This window comes from Enterococcus canintestini (assembly GCF_001885735.1).
GTDB classification, from domain to species: Bacteria; Bacillota; Bacilli; order Lactobacillales; family Enterococcaceae; genus Enterococcus_C; species Enterococcus_C canintestini.
The window spans coordinates 89217-108554 of record NZ_JXKG01000008.1 but is presented as its reverse complement, the minus strand read 5'-3'; the positions used below and the strand labels follow the sequence as shown (position 1 = coordinate 108554).

Below are 19338 nucleotides of genomic sequence, written 5' to 3'. Positions count from 1 at the left end.
GAAATAGAGGTTGTGACAAGACTCTTGTCATAACCTCTATTTTTGTAGCTAAAGTATTGATTTTATTTCGTAGTATTTTTCTCTTCTTACTTGAATAAAGCTAATCATTACCTAATTTACTTTTTCGTCATTTTTACAACAACTTCACAGCGAGCAGTTTGAGGAAACATATCCACTGATTGTAAATAATGAATGTCATAAACTTTCGCTAAACTAACTAAATCTCGAGCTAACGTTGAAACGTTACAAGAAATATAGACAAATTTTTTGACTGGCTGTTGCGTTAACGCACGTAATAATTTTTGATCTAAACCAGTGCGGGGAGGATCTACGACAATGGCATCCGGACTAAAACCGTCTTTTAACCACTGAGGAAGGAGTTCTTCAGCTGTTCCCGTTTCATAATGGGTGTTTGTCACACCTAGACGTTTGGCATTACGCTTAGCATCTGAAATGGCTTGTTCGATTGTGTCCATTCCCCGTACTTCTTTCGCTATTTTTGCCATCGAAAGACCAATTGTCCCAACACCACAATAAGCATCTACCAATGTTTCTTGTGGCGATAAAGCCAGTGCTTTGCGGGCTTCATCGTATAAAATTTTTGTTTGATACGGGTTTAACTGGAAAAAAGCGCGAGCAGACAAATCAAATTGCAATTCATCCAATGCTTCTGCGATGCTTTCTTTGCCCCATAAAAGTTCGGTCTGTTCTCCCATAACCAGTGACGTCTTTTTATTTTGAACATTTTGCATAATAGAGACTAAAAAAGGTAAACGCTGGGTTAACTCACGAATTAAGCTGTTTTTTTGGGGTAATTTATTAGTATGTGTAATAAATACTAATTGGACTTCGCCAGTTTGTACCCCTTTTCGTACCATCAATGTTTTTAAAATCCCACTATTTTTCTTTTCATCATAAATTGGAATTTGATATTTATTAATTAATTGTACCGTCGTATTCATAACAGCTTGTGTGTCTGGTTCTTGCACCAGACAGTTATCAATTGCTACTAAGTTATGCGAACCAGTTTCGTAAAGACCGGCTTCAGCTTTTTGTTTTTTCGTATTATATCGCAGTTGAAATTGTGCTTTATTACGATAACGCCATGGGTCTTCCATCCCAATAGTTTCTTTTAATACGTAATTTTTATAACCAACTGGTTTGAATTTTGTTAAAGCTTGTTGCAATAAATCGCGTTTAAAATCTAATTGTTTGTCATAAGCCAAATGTTGCAACTGGCAGCCACCACAACGATCATAAAAAATACAAGGGGGCGTAATCCGATGTGGACTTTTTTTTATGATTTGTAAAATCTGAGCTTCAGCAAATTTTGCAGTAACATTTGTAACTTGAGCGGTTATTTTTTCTCCGGGTAAAGCTTTGGGGATAAAGACGATTAGGCGTTTGTAATAGGCAATTCCTTCACCATTAATACCCAAGCGTTTAATTGTGACGTTAATTTTTTGTCCCTGTTTGACAACTTGTTCCATAGCTGGCTCCTTGTTTGTGACAGCAACTATGAAAAGTGCTGTTCTTTTTGTCTTTTTACTGTAGTTATCTTAACATAATCTATTCAGAAACAAAACCAACCGAAAGGCTTTAGACAAGTAGTACTTTATGGTACACTACAAACATATATTCGTGTTTTATCTATTCATGAAAACTGGTAAAGGAGGCTTACTGATGATTACTGTTGCGCGGGTAGCAAAAGGGAAAAACGGATTTTATGAAGTTGATTTATCCAATGGTGAAACTTTAAGAGTTTCAGAGGATTTACTAATTAAATTTCGTTTGTTAAAAGGACTCGAGCTAGACGAAAAGACACTAGCAGAAATCAATAAAAATGCGCACTATGATGTCGGTGTTCAATTGGCGTTAAATTATATCAGTTATCAGCTGCGCTCAGAAAAAGAAGTGCGAACATATTTGAAAGATCGTGAAATTCCTAGTTCCGATCGAGAAAAAATTATCGCACATTTAAAAGACTTATCTGTCTTAGATGATAAAATCTATGGCGAAAGCTACGTTAGAACGCAAATGCGTTTGAGCGATAAGGGACCGGCGGTAATTAAACAACAATTGCGCCAAAAGGGTCTAACTCCAGAGGTAATCGAAAACGCGCTGTGGTTATATGATGATAAGACTCAAATTGAAGTAGCAGAACATGCCGCCCAAAAAATTCTAAAAAAAATTCATAATAAAAGTTTTAAAGAAACAAAACAAAAATTACAATTAACGCTACGGCAAAAAGGTTTTAGTGGCGATATTACCAATTTAGTATTGGCTAATTTGGAACTGGAAATAGATGAAGATTTGGAAAAAGAGGCTTTAAAAAAAGCAGGTGAAAAACTTTGGCGCAGACATCAAAATAAAGCACCGCAAATTCGTAAGCAAAAAATCAAACAAAGTCTTTATCAAAAAGGCTTTTCATTAGAGGAGATTCAGCAGTTTATCGATGAACAAGAAGAATGAGCATTTAAATGAAGCACAAATAAAAGAGTTGCAACAAGTTTTTATTGCCTGGTATCAAAAAAACAGACGTAATCTGCCTTGGCGCCAAAGTCGCGATCCTTATTTTATTTGGATTTCTGAAATTATGTTGCAACAAACTCGCGTAGATACAGTTATTGATTATTTTTATCGTTTTACTGCTAAATATCCAACTATTAAAGCACTAGCAGAAAGTGATGAACAAGAACTTTTAAAAGTCTGGGAAGGGTTAGGTTATTATTCACGCGCCCGTAATTTAAAAAAAGCCGCCCAACAAATTATGACAGAATTTGACGGGACCTTTCCAACTGATATTGAGAAGATTCATTCATTAAAAGGTATCGGACCATACACTGCTGGGGCAATTGCTAGTATCGCTTTTAATCAAGCCGAACCTGCCATTGACGGCAATGCCATGCGGGTAGTTAGTCGCTTATATGGGATTGACGCTGACATCGCTAAACCCGCCAGTCGCAAAATTTTTGATCAAGTATTGCGTCAACTTATCCCTGTTGCTGCACCAGGAGATTTCAATCAGGCGCTAATGGACTTAGGCTCAGGAATTTGTACGCCTAAAAAACCAGAGTGTGAAAACTGTCCATTAAAAAACTTTTGTGTTGCCTATCAAACTGGTCAGCAAGAAAAATATCCAGTTAAAACAAAAGCAGCTAAACCAAAAGATGTTTATTATTTTGCGACAGCTATCACCAATACGCAAGGTGAATACTTATTAACACAAAGACCAGATGACGGGTTGTTGGCAAAGATGTGGACGTTTCCTTTAATTGAAGTTAGTAAAGAGACGTTTGAATTCGGGCAAAAAAATTTTAATAAAGAAAGTCATGAATTAAATCTTTTTTCAGTAGCAGAAGATATCTCTTTACCTGAGGTGTTGCCAAAAGATGTAGTGTGGCAAAAACGACACTTAGGTGAGATCAAGCATATTTTTAGTCATTTAAAATGGCATGTACTGCTTTTTTATGGTGTTAAACAAGCCGACTTTTTACTGCCAAAAAAAAGTCACTTTGTCCCTTTAAAAGAATTTGACCACTACGTTTTCCCTAAGCCACAGCAAAAGTTAGTTGACCTGTTGGAAAAAAACAAATAGTGAATAAACATTTCTAGTCAAGGCTTACTTTTATTGCTATAATAATTACGATGTCGGTGTAAAACATACCCAACATACCATCATGGTTAAAAGGGAAGGGTTATAGCATGCAAATTCCAAAAGAAGGCGAGTTTGTAACGATCCAAAGTTATAAACACGATGGCAATTTGCACCGTACGTGGCGAGATACAATGGTTTTAAAAACCAGTGAATATTCGATGATTGGTGTCAACGACCACACACTTGTAACAGAGTCAGACGGTAGACGCTGGGTGACAAGAGAACCTGCAATTGTCTACTTTCATAAAAAGTGTTGGTTTAACGTCATTGCCATGATTCGTGAAAAAGGTGTCTCCTATTATTGTAATCTAGCTTCACCTTATTTATTAGACGAGGAGGCCTTGAAGTATATTGATTATGATCTTGATATCAAGGTTTTTCCTGACGGTGAAAAGCGGCTACTAGATGTGGATGAATATGAGCAGCACAGTAAGCTCATGCATTATCCCAAAGACGTTGATTATATTTTAAAAGAAAACGTCAAAATATTAGTGGATTGGATTAATAATGGTAAAGGTCCTTTTTCTGAAGGCTATATCGATATTTGGTATGACCGCTACAAGCAATTGTCACGAAAATAAAAAAACTATCCTACTTTTTGGTAGGATAGTTTTTTAGCTTCATTTAAGGATTTTAAGGTACAATAAAGATATAAAAATAAAATACAGGTTGGATAAGAAATGAAGACAAAAACTAAGTTAGGATTTATTATTTTAGCCGTTAGTCTAATAAGTATAGCAGGGGTTATTTGGCAGAGTGAATTAAAAAGCGACGCCACAAAAGAAACCGTAGAGAAAAAAGAACAGCCTTCGGTTTTGACAGTTGATCAAACGAACCCTTTGACTGTCACCAGTAAAAAAGTTCAAGTTTACGTTGATCCGTCTTTATACAGCACGGTGGCAGAAACAGATAATGATTATGTTTTGCTGAAAAAAGAACCAGATGAAAAGAGCGAAACTGTTACAAAATTGTATCGTGGTGAGTGGGGGCTTTATTTGGTAACGCAAGGCGACTGGATAAAAATAAACACCAATGAAGGGAAAATCGGTTGGCTCAAAAAAGAAAATACCGAGATTGCAACCAGTTCTCGTAAAGTAAAGCCAACATTAGCCCAATTTAAAGTAGTATTAGATGCCGGACACGGCGGGGTTGATACCGGCGCTGAAAGTGAAGACGGGACTTTAATTGAAAAAGAGTTGACGCTACAAACAGTAAAAAAAGTAGGTGCGGCTTTAGAAAAGCTAGGCGTAACAGTTGTATATACCCGTACTAAAGATGAGTACCTTGAGTTAAGTACTATTACTAAAAAAGCTATGGCAGAAGATGCCGATTTATTTATCAGTCTACATTATGATAAATATGACTATGATAATGGCATGGATGGGCAAACAACTTATTATTACTATCAAGAAGATAAAGAAGTGGCGACAATTATAAATAATGCTCTTGACCAAAATCTTTCTTTAAATAATAATGGCATTCGAGTAGGTAATTATTTTGTTTTACGTCAGTCCAATCGTCCTAGTCTATTATTGGAGTTAGGTTATTTGAATAGTGATCGTGATTTAGCGCTATTAAAGCAAACAGATTTTCAAGCGAATGTAGCAAATGGAATTGCAACGGGTGTACGTACTTATGTGGAAAGTTTAAACAAATAAAAACCAAAAAAGAAGCTGTGATAAAACTATCATCACAGCTTCTTTTTTAGAATAAACGTTGTGACAAAAGTAGCTTTTTCTTAAATAAGACGGAATTTGCAAAAATTTGAAAAGCAACTTTCGCAAATTTCAACTTATTTGTTGAAGCTAACCCCATCTATTACAACTTCATCTTCTTTTTGAAATTTAACTATTCAGCCAGTTTTTTTGCCATCGTAATATGTTTTATACCCGCTTCATAAAAAGGTTCTCCTTGGGGAATAAACCCTAATTTATGGTAGAAATCACGAACTTGCCATTGTGCCCCTAAGGTAATTTCTTTAAAATCGTGTTCTCTGGCAAAATCTTCGGCACCTTTTAGTAATGTTTTTCCGAGACCTTTGCCCCGATATTCTTTTAAAACGGCCATTCGCTGGACTTTTACAATTTGATCATTTATCGGTAGTAGGCGAACTGTCGCCAATGGTACTTTTTTATCGTCATATAAAACAAAGTGAACTGCATAGGCTTCATTTTCATCGATTTCAACAGATAGCGGTACGTTTTGTTCTTTGACAAAAACTTGATTCCTAATTTTTACTGCCGCTAAATAAATGTCACTCATTGTGTCACGAGTTTGGAGGATGCGCAAAAAAATCGCCTTCTTTCATTATTTTTTTGATTCTTGCCAAATAATCGGCAAACTTGCTTGCTTTAAGTTTGCAATCTAGTTATTTTTTGATAAGATTAGTAACAACTAAAATTAAAACAGAATCACCAAATTGTAAACTGTTTTGTTTAGACAAAGGAGTGATCGCTTGTTAGACAAACTAAAGAATTCAAAAATCATGTTTTGGTCGCTGGAGTTGCTGATTTTAGCTACTTTGATTTTTGTTTCAACTAAAATTGATTTTATTTTTAAACCTATCGGCACCTTTTTTTCTACTCTTTTTGCCCCAGTATTAATTGCTGGCTTTTTATATTATTTGTTAAATCCAATTGTGAACTTATTGGAAAAAAGAGTCAAATTAAAACGTATTTACGGCATCATCTTAGTTTTTCTACTTTTAATTGGTGCACTGGTCTTATTAATCGGTAGCGTGATTCCAAGTCTGGTTAGCCAGATTAGTTCTTTAGCGGAGAGTACGCCATCTTTTATCGCCAGTGTGGAAAAGTGGATTAGAGAAATGGCCCAAAGTCCATTTTTCAAACAAATTGACTTACAAGCCCAGTTTGATAAATTAGATATTTCATATGGGAATATCATTCAACGTTTCTTAAGTAGTCTATCAAACAGTATCGGCTCAATTGTCGGTCAAGTAGCCAATGCAACAATGATTATTGTAACTGCGCCGTTTATTTTATTTTATATGCTAAAAGACGGCAATCGTTTGGTGCCAAACATTGAACGCTTCTTTCCTGAAAATCGCCGCGAACAAATTGTTGATTTGTTGGGGAAATTGAATTATACCTTATCTAAATATATTAGTGGCCAAGCGATTGAATGTGTTTTTGTGGCAACTTTTACTTTTATCGGCTACCTAATTATTGGGGTCGATTACGCCTTTTTATTTGGCGTTATCGCTGGTGTTACAAATTTGATACCTTACCTTGGACCTTATTTGGGTTTGATGCCGGCTGTTTTAGTCACAGTCTTTGATTCACCGCTAAAAGCATTATTATGTTGTGTCGTGGTTTTAATCGTCCAACAACTAGATGGCAATATCATTTATCCAAATGTAATTGGTAAAACATTAGCCATTCATCCTTTAACAATTATTTTAGTGTTGTTAGTGGCGGGAAATATTGCCGGTCTATTAGGAATTTTCTTAGGCGTTCCTTTTTATGCCGTCTGCCGTGTTTTAGTTACCTTTATTGTCAAACTTATTAAAGAAGATAAAAAAGTAGCAGAAGTTCCCGTAGCAAAAGATGAGGGACAAAAAATAGAGTAGTATGGTTTTTATTGCAAAGAATTTACCTTTGTGATACGATTTTAGCGTGGTAAGTACCACGCTTTTTTTCTATTTAAACATGAAAATATAAGGAGAGAAAGAAATTATGAATTCTGACCCCGAGAGTCAGTCGCTGATCGCCCAGTTTTTATTACTAATTGTTTTAACGTTAATTAATGCCTTTTTGGCAGCGTCGGAAATTGCCGTTGTTTCAATTAACAAAAACCGGGTGGAGCAAAAAGCTGAAGAAGGCAATGTCAAGTCGCAAAAGTTATTGAAAATATTGGAAAACCCAACGAATTTTTTATCTACGATTCAAGTGGGGATCACATTAGTCAATATTTTATCTGGGGCGTCTTTAGCCGACACACTATCCAGTCGTCTAGCACCTGTTTTAGGTGGCGGAGCTGCCGCTAAAAGCATTGCCAATATTATTGTTTTAGCAATTTTAACTTACGTATCAATCGTTTTTGGTGAATTGTATCCTAAGCGAATTGCTTTAAATAAATCAGAAGAAGTGGCGACCTTTACTTCTGGTGTAATCCGTGTAATTGGAACCATTGCAAAACCATTCGTTTGGTTATTATCAGCTTCAACGAGTCTGTTGGCTAAAATTACGCCAATGGATTTTGACGATGAAGATTCGAAAATGACGCGAGACGAAATGCGTTATATGTTAGAAACAGAAGGCGTTTTAGAAGAAGACGAATTAGAAATGCTGCAAGGCGTTTTTTCTTTGGACACAAAAGTCGCCCGTGAAGTGATGGTGCCACGTACAGACGCATTTATGGTAGATATTAATGATCCAATTGGCGATATCGTAACCGAAGTATTGTCAGAAAATTATTCTCGTATTCCCGTTTATAATGAAGATAAAGACAAAGTAATTGGTGTATTGCATACGAAAAATCTGTTAAAAGCGGCGTATCAATTTGGTTTTGAAAATATTGATATGCACAAGATTTTACAAGAGCCTTTATTTGTCCCAGAAACAGTTTTTATCGATGACTTATTATACGAATTGAAAAAAACCCGTAACCAAATGGCGATTCTTTTAGATGAGTATGGCGGGATGGTTGGGGTTGTTACTTTAGAAGACTTATTAGAAGAAATCGTCGGTGAAATTGACGATGAAACAGATGAAGTCGAAAAGCTGTATGAAAAAGTAAATGACCATGAATACATTATCCAAGGGCGGATGTTAATCGATGAATTTAACGAAGCTTTTGATACGGATCTGCACATGAGTGACGTAGATACAATGGCAGGTTACTTAATTACAGCGCTAGGGACAATTCCAGATGAAGGTGAAAAACTTTCCTTTAAAGTAGATAACCTAACGTTGATTTCAGAAGAGATGGAAGGATCTCGAGTGTTAAAAATACGCGTTATTTTCCATGATCCTGAAATTGAAGTTGAACCAGAAGAAGAACGTCGTCATTTTCGCAAAGAATTTGAAGATGATGAACCAAGACGTTAAGTAAGGATGTGATGTGCTGAAATTTTAGCACATCCTTTTTTTATCATTTATGAAATTTTCAATCCGTGCTATACTAGCATAGTTGTTTTAGATAAAAATAAATCAAGTTAATGGTTAAAGCCATTTTTAATTTAATGAACCAAAGGAGAACATAATGGATAATCCAAATTTAAGAAAAGAAGTCGATAGTCGTCGAACATTTGCGATTATTTCCCACCCGGATGCTGGGAAAACGACAATTACTGAACAATTATTACTTTTTGGTGGCGCAATTCGCCAAGCCGGTACCGTCAAAGGTAAAAAAACCGGTAATTTTGCTAAATCTGACTGGATGGAAATTGAAAAACAACGGGGGATTTCTGTAACCAGTTCAGTGATGCAATTTGACTATGATGATAAACGGGTAAATATTTTAGATACGCCCGGGCACGAAGATTTTTCTGAAGATACTTATCGAACATTGATGGCAGTTGATAGTGCTGTCATGGTAATTGATAGCGCCAAAGGGATTGAAGCCCAAACAAAAAAATTATTCCAAGTTGTCAAAAGACGGGGAATTCCAATTTTTACTTTCATTAATAAGTTGGACCGTGACGGCCGAGAACCACTGGAATTATTAGAAGAATTAGAAGACTTATTACAAATTGAATCTTACCCAATGAATTGGCCGATTGGGATGGGAAAAGGCTTAGAAGGACTGTATGACATTTATAATGAACGGATTGAACTGTATCGTCCTGAAAATTATGGTGGTGAACGTTTAATTCCTTTAGATCAAGCTGGTGAAATTCCTGCCGATCATCCTTTTAGAGGGAGTGGGCAATACGAGCAAGTTTTAGAAGAAGTAGAGCTAGTCAAAGAAGCAGGAGATAGTTTCGATCGCAAAAAAATTGCCAACGGGGAACAAACGCCAGTCTTCTTTGGTTCTGCTTTGACCAATTTTGGTGTCCAAACTTTCTTAGAAACATTTTTAGAATTTGCCCCATCACCTTATGCCCACAAAACACAATCAGGTGATGAAGTTAGCCCTTATGAACCAGAATTTTCTGGTTTTGTCTTCAAAATTCAAGCGAATATGAATCCTGCCCACCGTGACCGGATTGCTTTTGTTCGGATTTGTTCTGGCACTTTTGAACGAGGCATGGACATTACGTTAGAGCGTACTGGTAAAAAAATGAAGTTAAGTAATGTAACGCAATTTATGGCTGATGCTAGAGAAAATATCCAAGAAGCTGTAGCCGGCGATATTATCGGGGTCTATGATACTGGTAATTATCAAATTGGCGATACGCTTTATGAAGGCAAGTTAAAAGTGGCTTATGAAGAATTACCGTCATTTACACCAGAGTTATTTATGAAAGTTCAAGCAAAAAATGTGATGAAGCAAAAATCTTTCCATAAAGGTATTCAGCAGCTAGTACAAGAAGGTGCGATTCAAATGTATCGGACGTACTTAACTGATGAGTATGTAATTGGCGCAGTTGGGCAATTACAATTTGAAGTTTTCCAATACCGGATGAAAAACGAATACAACGCTGAAGTGGTGATGACACCAATGGGACACAAAATCGCTCGTTGGATTGATCCTGAACAATTGGATGAAAAAATGGGCTCCTCGCGAAATATTTTGGCGCGAGATCGCTTTGACCAACCACTATTCTTATTTGAAAACCAATTTGCAGAACGCTGGTTTGCCGATAAGTATCCCGATGTGAAGTTGAAGAGTTTGATGTAAAATTTTATAATATAAAACTTAAGTTGTTGTTTTAAGCTATGCAATCACGTTGCATAGCTTTTTTTATGTTATCTAATAAATTTATTTGAATTCACTTCATTATTTAATGAAGCGTAAAATTATACCCCTTCGAATTAGAAATATCTGTGCTGTTTTTAGTGAAAATCGGTGTAATTCGTTGTTTTTCTAACGATAATAACAGATGTAATATTCATTATATTTGAAAAATATCGGATTATAAATTAGTATTGAATTAAATAGCATTATATTTTTTTAATTTTATGAATTCGTATTGAGTACTAAAAGAAGGGAGATTATCTGGAATGATTGGTATAAAAAAATTAAGCGCTTTGCTTTTAGGTACCCAACTTCTTTTTGCAACGGGTTCTTCCTCGTTTTCCGCGACCCAAAATTATGATGAAAGTTCAAGTGAAAAAACGCACGAAACGACTACCGAATCCACTAAAAAATTAGAACTTCATGATAGCATTAGTGCAACCCTTGAGAGCCAAACAAGTGCTAGTTCTGAGGAACAAGTAATCGCTGAGGAGCAAGTAGCCGATAGCAGTACAAAAGAAAGTGAGTCTAAAGACCCGCCAACAAAAGAAAGTGTCAGCCGTGCTGTAGGTGTACAGGCAAGTGGTAGTGGTACTTCCGACAGTGATCCGAGAATTGTTGAAAATTCTGCGGAATTAAGAACAGCAATTGAAACGGATCAAGTTGCTTACATTCAATTGGCCGAATCTACTGATATTTTTGAATTTAGTGGAAGTTCTCCTCGAATTACAAGTAATGTTACGATTGATGGAAACGGTCGCACCATCTCATATGATGGTAATGCATTTGTAGTTAGAGCAGGTAATGTTTGGATAAAATTTATGAATATGACATTTGGTTCACCTGATTATACCATTCCGGCTGATGAGTGGTATGGTTTTTGCCGAGGATATGGAAATTCAAATGTCACAGTTGAAGTCGAAAATGTCACTTATTATTCAAATAAAGGGGCGCAACCTTTTCATAATCATGGGACTAATAGTAAAATTGTCTTTTCAGGAAAAAATTTTTTCTCAAGTAGAGAGGGTTCGCAATCTCAAGAATTTGCGGAATGTAATCATTTTCTATTTAAAAAAAATAGTCATACGATTGTTGAACATGCTACAGGGCAAACTAACTCAATTGTGACATCGGGGCGTGATTTTAGTTTTGAATTAGAGGCAGGAGCGGTTGTGGATTATAGCACAACGAGTAGTCGGTTTGTTGATAACTATTCAGGTAACGGAACAATGAAGATTGGAGAGAATGCATCGCTTAAGATTAATGGTGATGGAACGTTTGTCAACCTTAGTCGACCAATGAATCTTCAAGTTGATGAAGGTGGAGAACTCGGCTTGACTTTTGCGAGTAAGTTTAATTTTTCTAATGCTTCCACATTCAACTTTGCGAAGGATTCGACATTAAGTATGGCAGTAACAAATGCAAATCAAGTTTTTAATAATACAATCCCTGCAGCAAATTTCATTATCGATAATGCTTATCGTTTATCTTTTAATGTTTCTGGCTCAACAAATAGTGAACCCGTCAATGCAGGGTTCACATTTTCTGAATTTGTCGACGATATTACCGGTTACGGTATTACGGCAGGCAATACTCCTATAGACAAAATTATTAACCAGGGCGATACCATTACTTCATATAGGGGGGACTTCACGTTAAGTCCGTCGACTGACTTTGATACAGAGCAAAAAACTACGATTCGAGGAGCAAGAAGTATTGTCTTACAACGCTTGCCTAATCCAGCGGTGATACTAGATATCAAACAAGTGGTTAAAGATACTAGCGCTGCTTTTAATCTAACTGATTATTTGACCAATAATAATGTTATTACTGGCGTAGATTATTTGCTATTTAGTAAGCAACAAGATACTGAAAGCTTTAATGATACTGATAAAATCGCTGAACAAAAGATAGAAGCAAAAGCAGAAGAAGCAGAAGAAGTAGGAACAGCAACAGTAACAGAGCTTACTGAAGCAGAAATTACAAGTTCTGTAGAGTTTACCAATTTAGCAGAACAGACAGAATATTGGCTTTATGTCCAAATTAAAGCGAACTATGGGTCAGGTGATAGTGAGTGGTATGAAATATCTTTTACCACAAAGACGGATGCACTCAATGTAACATTCCCAACTGAAATGTTCTTTAATACCGAAATGTCTGAAGCAGACAGACGACTACTAGTCACATCACAACGCTATCGAGTCAAAAATAATAGTGCTTATCCAATTGAATTAAAGATAAATTCTTTTAGTGAAGACGGTGAGTCAGGCGTTGATTTGTTAGAAAATATAGACGGCGATACGAAAGGTCACTTATATTTACAGCTAGCAAAAGACAGTGAAGAACCCACTACATTAAAAAAAGATTTAGCAAATGTTGATATGGGAGAATTAGATATCGATCAGCAAATAAATTTACAGTTTACTGGTGAATACTTTGGTAACGCAGGTAAGGAAATCAACACAAAATACAACATGATTTTGGAATTTACGAGAACGGGGGAGTAACAGAATGAATACAACTAACACGCAGTCCAATCAAAAAAACAAAAAAATAATTTTACTTTTATTATTACTTTTGTTGTTAAGTGTTGGGGGATATTTTGTTTATCGTCATTTTAATCAACCTGATGTACCTGTGACAATCGTTAGTGGTGAGTTTTTGCCAGATGGAAAAGATGCATCCAAAATTTCAGGTGAAGAATTACAACAATTGGCGCAAAAAAAAGTAGATGCTAGCCAATTCAACATGGTTATCGCCCCCACTGCCAATGTACAACAAGGTACAAAGAGTGATTTGTTTATTCAAAATCCACCTCATAACGCCAATCCAATCAACGTGGAAATTCGGTTAAAAGATTCAAATGAATTAGTTTATACCTCGGGTGCTATTCACCCGGGTTATGAAATAAAAGGAGCTACTCTGGAAAAAAAATTGGAGGAGGGGAGTTATCCGGCAACTGCGCTTTTTAGCATTTATGATGGTAATACCAAAGGAAAACGTGGACAAGTTGCCGCAGCGATTGATTTTGTTGTGAAATAAAAAAAGAAAGGAAGAGGAAAAATGAAAAAAATATTTGGTTTAGTTGCACTATCAAGCATCGTGTTGATGGCCCTACCGGCATATGCAGAACAACATGAAATTATTGGTGAAAATTCTGGAGATATTACGATAAATGGGACATTAGGTATTGATAATACCGATGAGGACGCGACAATTGTAGAAGAAGATGATGCTTGGATTAATGTTACACTTCCATTAGATACAATCTTTTATAGTGCCAGCCCAAAAGCAGGTGCGCCTATCACATCACCTGACTATACAATTACTAATAATTCTGGTCGTCCAGTAGATATTCATTTTAAGGGAATAGCAAAAGATGATCCGGATTCTTCTGCCAAAGCTGTTTATATGGTTGAGTTGAATGGCTTTAGTAAAGCGAACCCTAAAATTATTGAAGGTGGGTTAGCAACTTCAGCGAGTAACGGAGTGCTTATTCATACACTTGCAAATAATAATGGAAAACTTGCAAAAGATGATCCTTCTGAACTTAACACAACTGCTAATACTGTTACTTTTGGATATGTGGGAGAGGTTACGGATGCAATGGATGGTGATACAATTACTGAAAATTACACTATGACTCTTGAATTTAAGGCTGTTAGTTGGTCAGGAGATACACCTTAATTTTGTAGGAGGGCTTGCAGATGAGTGGAGATATTCAAGTAACGGGAGTGTTAAACATGCCTGTTGAGTCGTCTGTTTCAGAGCCAGGGGAAACCACTTCAAGTTCGACATCCAATGAAGTTGTCTATGTTTCGACAAAAAAGGAGTTTTACCCACAAACAGGGGATGAGATAAATACCAACTACCTTATTATGGGAGTATTAATGATTATCTTAAGTATTACGTTGATTGTCTCCCGTTTTAGGAAAAAGACAACTAAATAATTTTAGTCAGTACGTCTTATACCTAAGTGGTAATGTGTTATTAGTAAATGATAGTAGTAAATTTTAAATGCAGCGTTTGTTAGTGACGCTGCATTTTTTATTGTTTTTTTTAGACCAATCGCAAGAAGAAAGAACGACAAAAAATTCAAAAAAGATTCTATGAACTTATTCAAATTGAGAATTTTTTTTAGCAAAACACAATCATCTAGTAAAACAAATCGTATTTATGCTATTATGAGGTATAAACTTAAAAGGGGCCATAAAATGTTAGAAACGATTTTATTAGATGATCCAGCACAGAATAAACTTATGTTATTTAAACATATGTTGGAATTGGAACAGGGGTTGTATCCAATTCACTATTTTGAAAAATATACCGGTTTTTCTCATATTAAAACGGCTAATTTATTAAACCAAATGAATCAAGATTTGTTTGATTTAGAGACAGGTTATGTCTTGTTTACAGAAAAAGAAAAAGTCCAGATTGACGGCAGTTTACCTAAGCTACATAGTTACCGCCAATTCTTATTACAAAATAGTGTGCCTTATCAAGTTTTGCTAGCGACACTTTTACAACCAGAAATGGATTTAAAAGAGTTTGGGCAATTAACAGATTTAAGTCAGTCTTCTTTAATGCGGCGGCTAAAGCCATTAGTTGCTTATTTGAAAGATAAAGGTATTCGTCTAAATTGTTTGCAAATGGAGGTAACCGGACGGGAATCACTGGTTCGGATTATGTATTTTAACTTTTTGTGGATGGTTGATTTTGGAACAGAATTATTTCAATACTTTGAAAAAAATAATTTTGATTTACATACGCTTCTCGATGAAAATGATTTAATCTATTTACAGTATTTTGAACAAAGAGAACAAATTATCTACCAAGCGATCAGTTTGTTGCGGACAAAGCACGGGCACTATATTGATGAGCCGGAAATTAATCACTTTTTATATCCTGCAGCTTTAAATACCCGCTTTAAGCAAAAGTTAGCCCAAGACGGCGTGGCAGAAACTTATCGGGAAAGAGAAGCTAATTTTGTAGCATATATGATTTTTTACTGGCCGCAGTATTTTTCAGAAAACGATCCGCGTTTACCTTACGTTCGAAAAAATTATAAAAGTTTGACTGAATCAAAAGCAAAAGCAGCAGACTTCTTGGCAGAAATGTTACCGTATTTTCAGAATTTCCCACGCAATAAACAAGAACTGCTACTAATAAATTATCAAACTATCTTTTTGCGCCAGCAATTGTTTGATGGCAAAGCCCCTAAAAATTTAGATTTTATTTTGGAAAGTTTAAAAGTACAACATCCCAACTATGAAATCTTACAAGGCTATGTGGCAAATATTTTAGCGGCAAAAAAAAGTGACGATTTAGTTAATCTTTTGACGTTGGTGAGTTTACCTCAAGTGGAACGAAATGAAAAAACTGACAAAATCAAAGTTGGAATTATTGGTTTTCCAAACCATTTTCTTTTGTACTCTTTAATTAATCGAATTGAAGATTTGCCTTTTGTCGAGTATTCGTTAATGAATACAACCTCCAATGAACAATATGATGCAATTATTACGTGCGCTGCTTCTTTGGTACCTGCTAATAATCACCAATATTGGATTGTGGAAGGTGAAGGATCTTTTGATGCTACGGATGATTTCTTGTTCCGTGTGTTTAAAGAAAAACAAAAAAAGCAAAAAACAGCTTTACCACTTTCATAAGTTAAAAATACCGTTTCTAGTATCCGCAAAGGTTACTAGAAACGGTATTTTAGTTTTAAAAGTATGATTGTCGTCACTTTTAAGATGCGTTATTACTTAGCTGATTTGTTTTTATCGAAATTTCAACTAAACCAGGTAGCTCAATCTGGGTGATAGTATCAGGTTCGTAGCTGCCAGCTGGTAATTTCTTTAGAAAATATTCTTTTATTTCGTTAATTTCACGTTCATTCAGATTGCGCTTTTTATTAATCAATAAAATTTCATTATGGTTGGGTGCTACTGTATACACAACAGTAGAGTTGCCAGCCGTATAAACTTTCACCAATTCGGCATCTGTATTTTCCAATTGATTGCGCACCAAACGTGAGTGACTGTTGGTTACGTTGATTAATTTCATCTGGTTCACTCCTTCAAGGCAAGTTTGAACTAACTCATCTATTATTATACGGTTCAAAAGGCGATAAGAAAAGTGATTACACTTGAAAAGATAACAAAGTTTGGTGAATTATTTCCTGATCTAAGCCGATGATTAAAAAAATAAGACGAGAAAAAAGCTCATAATCTAGTACAATTCCGCTAGATTATGAGCTTTTTTTAGTTATTCTTCTGTTGTGTCAGCAGGTTTTTCACTTTCTTTTTCTTCAGCATGGGTAACTTCAATTTTACCATCTTCTGTTAAGCGTGCTGCCAACTCTTTTGCTTCAGGGTGATCCAAATAGTATTCGGCGATGCCATCTTCAATTTGATCTTGGATGGTACGACGTAATGGTCGAGCACCCATTGCAGGGTTGTAACCTAAATCAACTAATTTTTCTTCGACATCTTTTGGTACTGTGATGTGAAGATGTTGCGAAGCTAACATATCGTTTACTTCTTGTAACATTAATTCTACGATGTGCAATAAGTTTTCTTTGCTTAAAGCTTTGAATTCAATAATACCGTCAAAACGGTTTAAGAACTCAGGTGAGAAGTAGTTATTTAGTTGGTTTAAAACAGAACGAGTAACACCTTCTCTTGATGCGGCAAAACCAACACTTGCTTCAACATTACCAGTACCTGCGTTACTTGTCATGATGATCAAAGTATCTTTAAAGCTAACCGTGCGACCTTGTGCATCCGTTAAGCGCCCATCATCTAAAATTTGTAAGAACATGTGTAAAACATCAGGGTGGGCTTTTTCAATTTCGTCCAATAAAATTAAACTGTAAGGGTTACGACGAACTTTTTCTGTTAATTGACCGGCTTCTTCATAACCGACATAGCCAGGAGGAGAACCGATTAATTTCGCCACACTATGTTTTTCCATGTATTCTGACATATCAAAGCGAATCATGGAATCTTCAGAACCAAACATTTCGTAGGCCAGTTGTTTTGCTAATTCTGTTTTACCAACACCAGTAGGTCCGACAAATAAAAATGAACCAATTGGACGATTCTTTTTACTTAAACCGACCCGATTACGACGAATTGCTTTGGCTACTTTATCAATAGCTTCATCTTGTCCGATAACATGTTCTTTTAAGTCATGACTAAGATTTTTCAATTGCGTTTGTTCTTTTTCTTTTAATTCGCCAACAGGAATACCTGTTCGTTCTTCGACGATTTGTTCCATATCTTTTTCAGTGATTGTTGGTGTTTCTTCATCACTGATTTGTTTGTTTTTCATTTCTTCTAATTTGTTAATTTGATCGCGATAGTAGGCTGCTTTTTCGAAATCTTCTTCTTGGGATGCTTGTTGTTTTTGTGCTTGCGCATCTTGCAATTTCTTTTCAATCGCTTTTGGATCCACCAATTGAATGGTTAAGTTTTTCTTAGAGCCAGATTCATCTAGTAAGTCAATTGCTTTATCTGGTAAGAATCGATCTTGGATATAGCGGTTTGATAAAATGGCAGCAGCTTTTATTGCTTCATCAGTATATTTTACATGATGATAATCTTCATAACGTGGTTGCAAACCTTTTAAAATCGCAATTGTTTCTTCAACAGAAGGTTCATCCACTCGAACTGGCTGCATCCGACGTTCTAAGGCAGCATCTTTTTCAATGATACGGTACTCGTTTAAAGTTGTAGCACCTACCATTTGTAGTTCACCACGGGCTAAAGCAGGTTTTAAAATATTGCCTGCGTCCATATTGCCATCACCAGCAGAACCAGCACCGACAATTTCGTGAACTTCATCGATGAATAAGATAACATTTTCAGCTTGCTTAATTTCATCGATTAATTTTTGCATTCTTTCTTCAAATTGACCGCGAATACCTGTACCTTGGACTAAAGAAGCGACATCTAAACGAATTACTTCTTTATCCATTAATTTTTGTGGTACATCGCCATCGACAATTTTTTGTGCTAAACCTTCAACCACGGCTGTTTTACCAACACCGGGCTCTCCAATTAAAACAGGATTGTTTTTTGTACGGCGATTTAAAATTTCGATTACACGTTTAATTTCATCGTCACGACCAACAACAGGATCAATGTCACCATTGCGGGCTTGTTCGGTAATGTTAATACCATATTCACCTAATAGTCCGTTGGCTCCTTGGTTTTGACGAGGGGGTTGCCCACCGTTAAAGTTATTGCCACCACCAAATTGGGTAGGGGGAGTTTGATCTCCAGGATTTCTTGGTTGCATTTGTTGCGACATTTGACGGAACAAATCATCAAGACTTCCAAAGCCAAATGGATCTTGTGCCATCATATTTGTTTGACTACCAGTTTGATTTTTCAATTTTTGGTAGCAACTTTGGCAGTAATCTAATTGCTTTCTTTGGCCATTTACATTTGCGTATAAATGAATGGTTGCTTCATTTTTGCCACAGTTTTGACAAAGCATAAATAATTCACGACCTTTCATGGATTTACTTTCAATTATTATTGTAACGCGCTTTTTTTAATGAGTAAAAAGATACACCTAAAAAGCGGGGTCAAGTCAAAGTTATCTTTGACCTTTATTGACCATAACTGTATTATACTAAAATTATTGTAGGGTGCAAGTAATTTGTCTGCTTCTATTATAAGAAGATAATTTTTGCTAATAAGTCAGCATCTTTTGTTTAATAACAAAGAGATTGGAATTGCTTTAAATAAAGGAAGAAAAATTTTCAAATTTAATTGGACTAGATATCTTTTAGTTAATATGAGAGAAAACGG

General features: G+C 35.8%; 16 protein-coding genes. 12 read left to right on the top strand and 4 right to left on the bottom strand.

Features of this window, described 5'->3' with window-relative positions; genetic code table 11:
• Window positions 1-116: 116 nt before the first annotated feature.
• Window positions 117-1490: a 23S rRNA (uracil(1939)-C(5))-methyltransferase RlmD gene (gene rlmD, locus RU96_RS06725; protein ID WP_071864773.1), complete on the bottom strand. Its 1374-nt coding sequence runs from the start codon at window positions 1488-1490 to the stop codon at window positions 117-119.
• A gap of 193 nt (window positions 1491-1683) precedes the next feature.
• Here rlmD and recX point away from each other — a divergent pair, with 193 nt between their 5' ends.
• The 4 genes from recX to RU96_RS06705 all read left to right on the top strand — a co-directional run bounded on the left by recX (window position 1684) and on the right by RU96_RS06705 (window position 5316).
• On the top strand, window positions 1684-2472 hold the full coding sequence (recX, locus tag RU96_RS06720) for a recombination regulator RecX (RefSeq protein ID WP_071864772.1): 789 nt from the start codon (window positions 1684-1686) through the stop codon (window positions 2470-2472).
• Entirely contained in the window at window positions 2456-3598 is a 1143-nt protein-coding gene (gene mutY, locus RU96_RS06715) for an A/G-specific adenine glycosylase (protein WP_071864771.1), read from the top strand. Before recX ends, mutY begins: the two co-directional genes overlap by 17 nt.
• A gap of 107 nt (window positions 3599-3705) precedes the next feature.
• Window positions 3706-4239 (top strand): nucleoside tri-diphosphate phosphatase, encoded by a 534-nt coding sequence (gene ntdP / locus RU96_RS06710; protein WP_071864770.1) that lies wholly within the window; start codon window positions 3706-3708, stop codon window positions 4237-4239.
• A gap of 99 nt (window positions 4240-4338) precedes the next feature.
• Complete coding sequence (locus RU96_RS06705; protein WP_071864769.1) at window positions 4339-5316, top strand: N-acetylmuramoyl-L-alanine amidase; 978 nt, start codon at window positions 4339-4341, stop codon at window positions 5314-5316.
• A 190-nt stretch (window positions 5317-5506) separates the two neighbouring features.
• Here the strand turns inward: RU96_RS06705 and RU96_RS06700 are convergent, their stop codons facing one another.
• Complete coding sequence (locus RU96_RS06700) at window positions 5507-5947, bottom strand: GNAT family N-acetyltransferase (RefSeq protein WP_071864768.1); 441 nt, start codon at window positions 5945-5947, stop codon at window positions 5507-5509.
• Window positions 5948-6113: 166 nt separating this feature from the next.
• Between RU96_RS06700 and RU96_RS06695 the strand changes: the two genes are divergently transcribed.
• The 8 genes from RU96_RS06695 (at window position 6114) to RU96_RS06660 (ending at window position 16185) form a co-directional block, all read left to right on the top strand.
• Window positions 6114-7247 (top strand): AI-2E family transporter, encoded by a 1134-nt coding sequence (locus tag RU96_RS06695; protein WP_071864767.1) that lies wholly within the window; start codon window positions 6114-6116, stop codon window positions 7245-7247.
• Window positions 7248-7353: 106 nt separating this feature from the next.
• Window positions 7354-8727 (top strand): hemolysin family protein, encoded by a 1374-nt coding sequence (locus RU96_RS06690; RefSeq protein WP_071864766.1) that lies wholly within the window; start codon window positions 7354-7356, stop codon window positions 8725-8727.
• 154 nt (window positions 8728-8881) lie between these two features.
• Window positions 8882-10462, top strand: coding sequence for a peptide chain release factor 3 (locus RU96_RS06685; protein WP_071864765.1), 1581 nt, complete (start codon window positions 8882-8884; stop codon window positions 10460-10462).
• 350 nt (window positions 10463-10812) lie between these two features.
• Window positions 10813-13026 carry a pectate lyase-like adhesive domain-containing protein gene (locus RU96_RS06680; RefSeq protein WP_143350951.1) on the top strand — a complete coding sequence of 738 codons (2214 nt, stop codon included), beginning with the start codon at window positions 10813-10815 and terminating at the stop codon, window positions 13024-13026.
• A gap of 4 nt (window positions 13027-13030) precedes the next feature.
• Window positions 13031-13561 (top strand): hypothetical protein, encoded by a 531-nt coding sequence (locus tag RU96_RS06675; protein ID WP_071864763.1) that lies wholly within the window; start codon window positions 13031-13033, stop codon window positions 13559-13561.
• A 66-nt stretch (window positions 13562-13627) separates the two neighbouring features.
• Window positions 13628-14206 carry a hypothetical protein gene (locus RU96_RS06670; protein ID WP_249024155.1) on the top strand — a complete coding sequence of 193 codons (579 nt, stop codon included), beginning with the start codon at window positions 13628-13630 and terminating at the stop codon, window positions 14204-14206.
• 20 nt (window positions 14207-14226) lie between these two features.
• Window positions 14227-14469 (top strand): LPXTG cell wall anchor domain-containing protein, encoded by a 243-nt coding sequence (locus tag RU96_RS06665; RefSeq protein WP_071864761.1) that lies wholly within the window; start codon window positions 14227-14229, stop codon window positions 14467-14469.
• Window positions 14470-14733: 264 nt separating this feature from the next.
• Window positions 14734-16185 (top strand): helix-turn-helix domain-containing protein, encoded by a 1452-nt coding sequence (locus tag RU96_RS06660; protein WP_071864760.1) that lies wholly within the window; start codon window positions 14734-14736, stop codon window positions 16183-16185.
• Between the two features lie 79 nt (window positions 16186-16264).
• On the opposite strand, the gene RU96_RS06655 is transcribed toward RU96_RS06660, so the two are convergent.
• Together RU96_RS06655 and RU96_RS06650 are read right to left on the bottom strand one after the other, a co-directional pair.
• Window positions 16265-16582, bottom strand: a complete 318-nt coding sequence (locus tag RU96_RS06655; RefSeq protein ID WP_071864759.1) for a DUF1827 family protein — start codon at window positions 16580-16582, stop codon at window positions 16265-16267.
• 201 nt (window positions 16583-16783) lie between these two features.
• Window positions 16784-19021: an ATP-dependent Clp protease ATP-binding subunit gene (locus RU96_RS06650; RefSeq protein ID WP_211269899.1), complete on the bottom strand. Its 2238-nt coding sequence runs from the start codon at window positions 19019-19021 to the stop codon at window positions 16784-16786.
• Window positions 19022-19338: the final 317 nt, after the last annotated feature.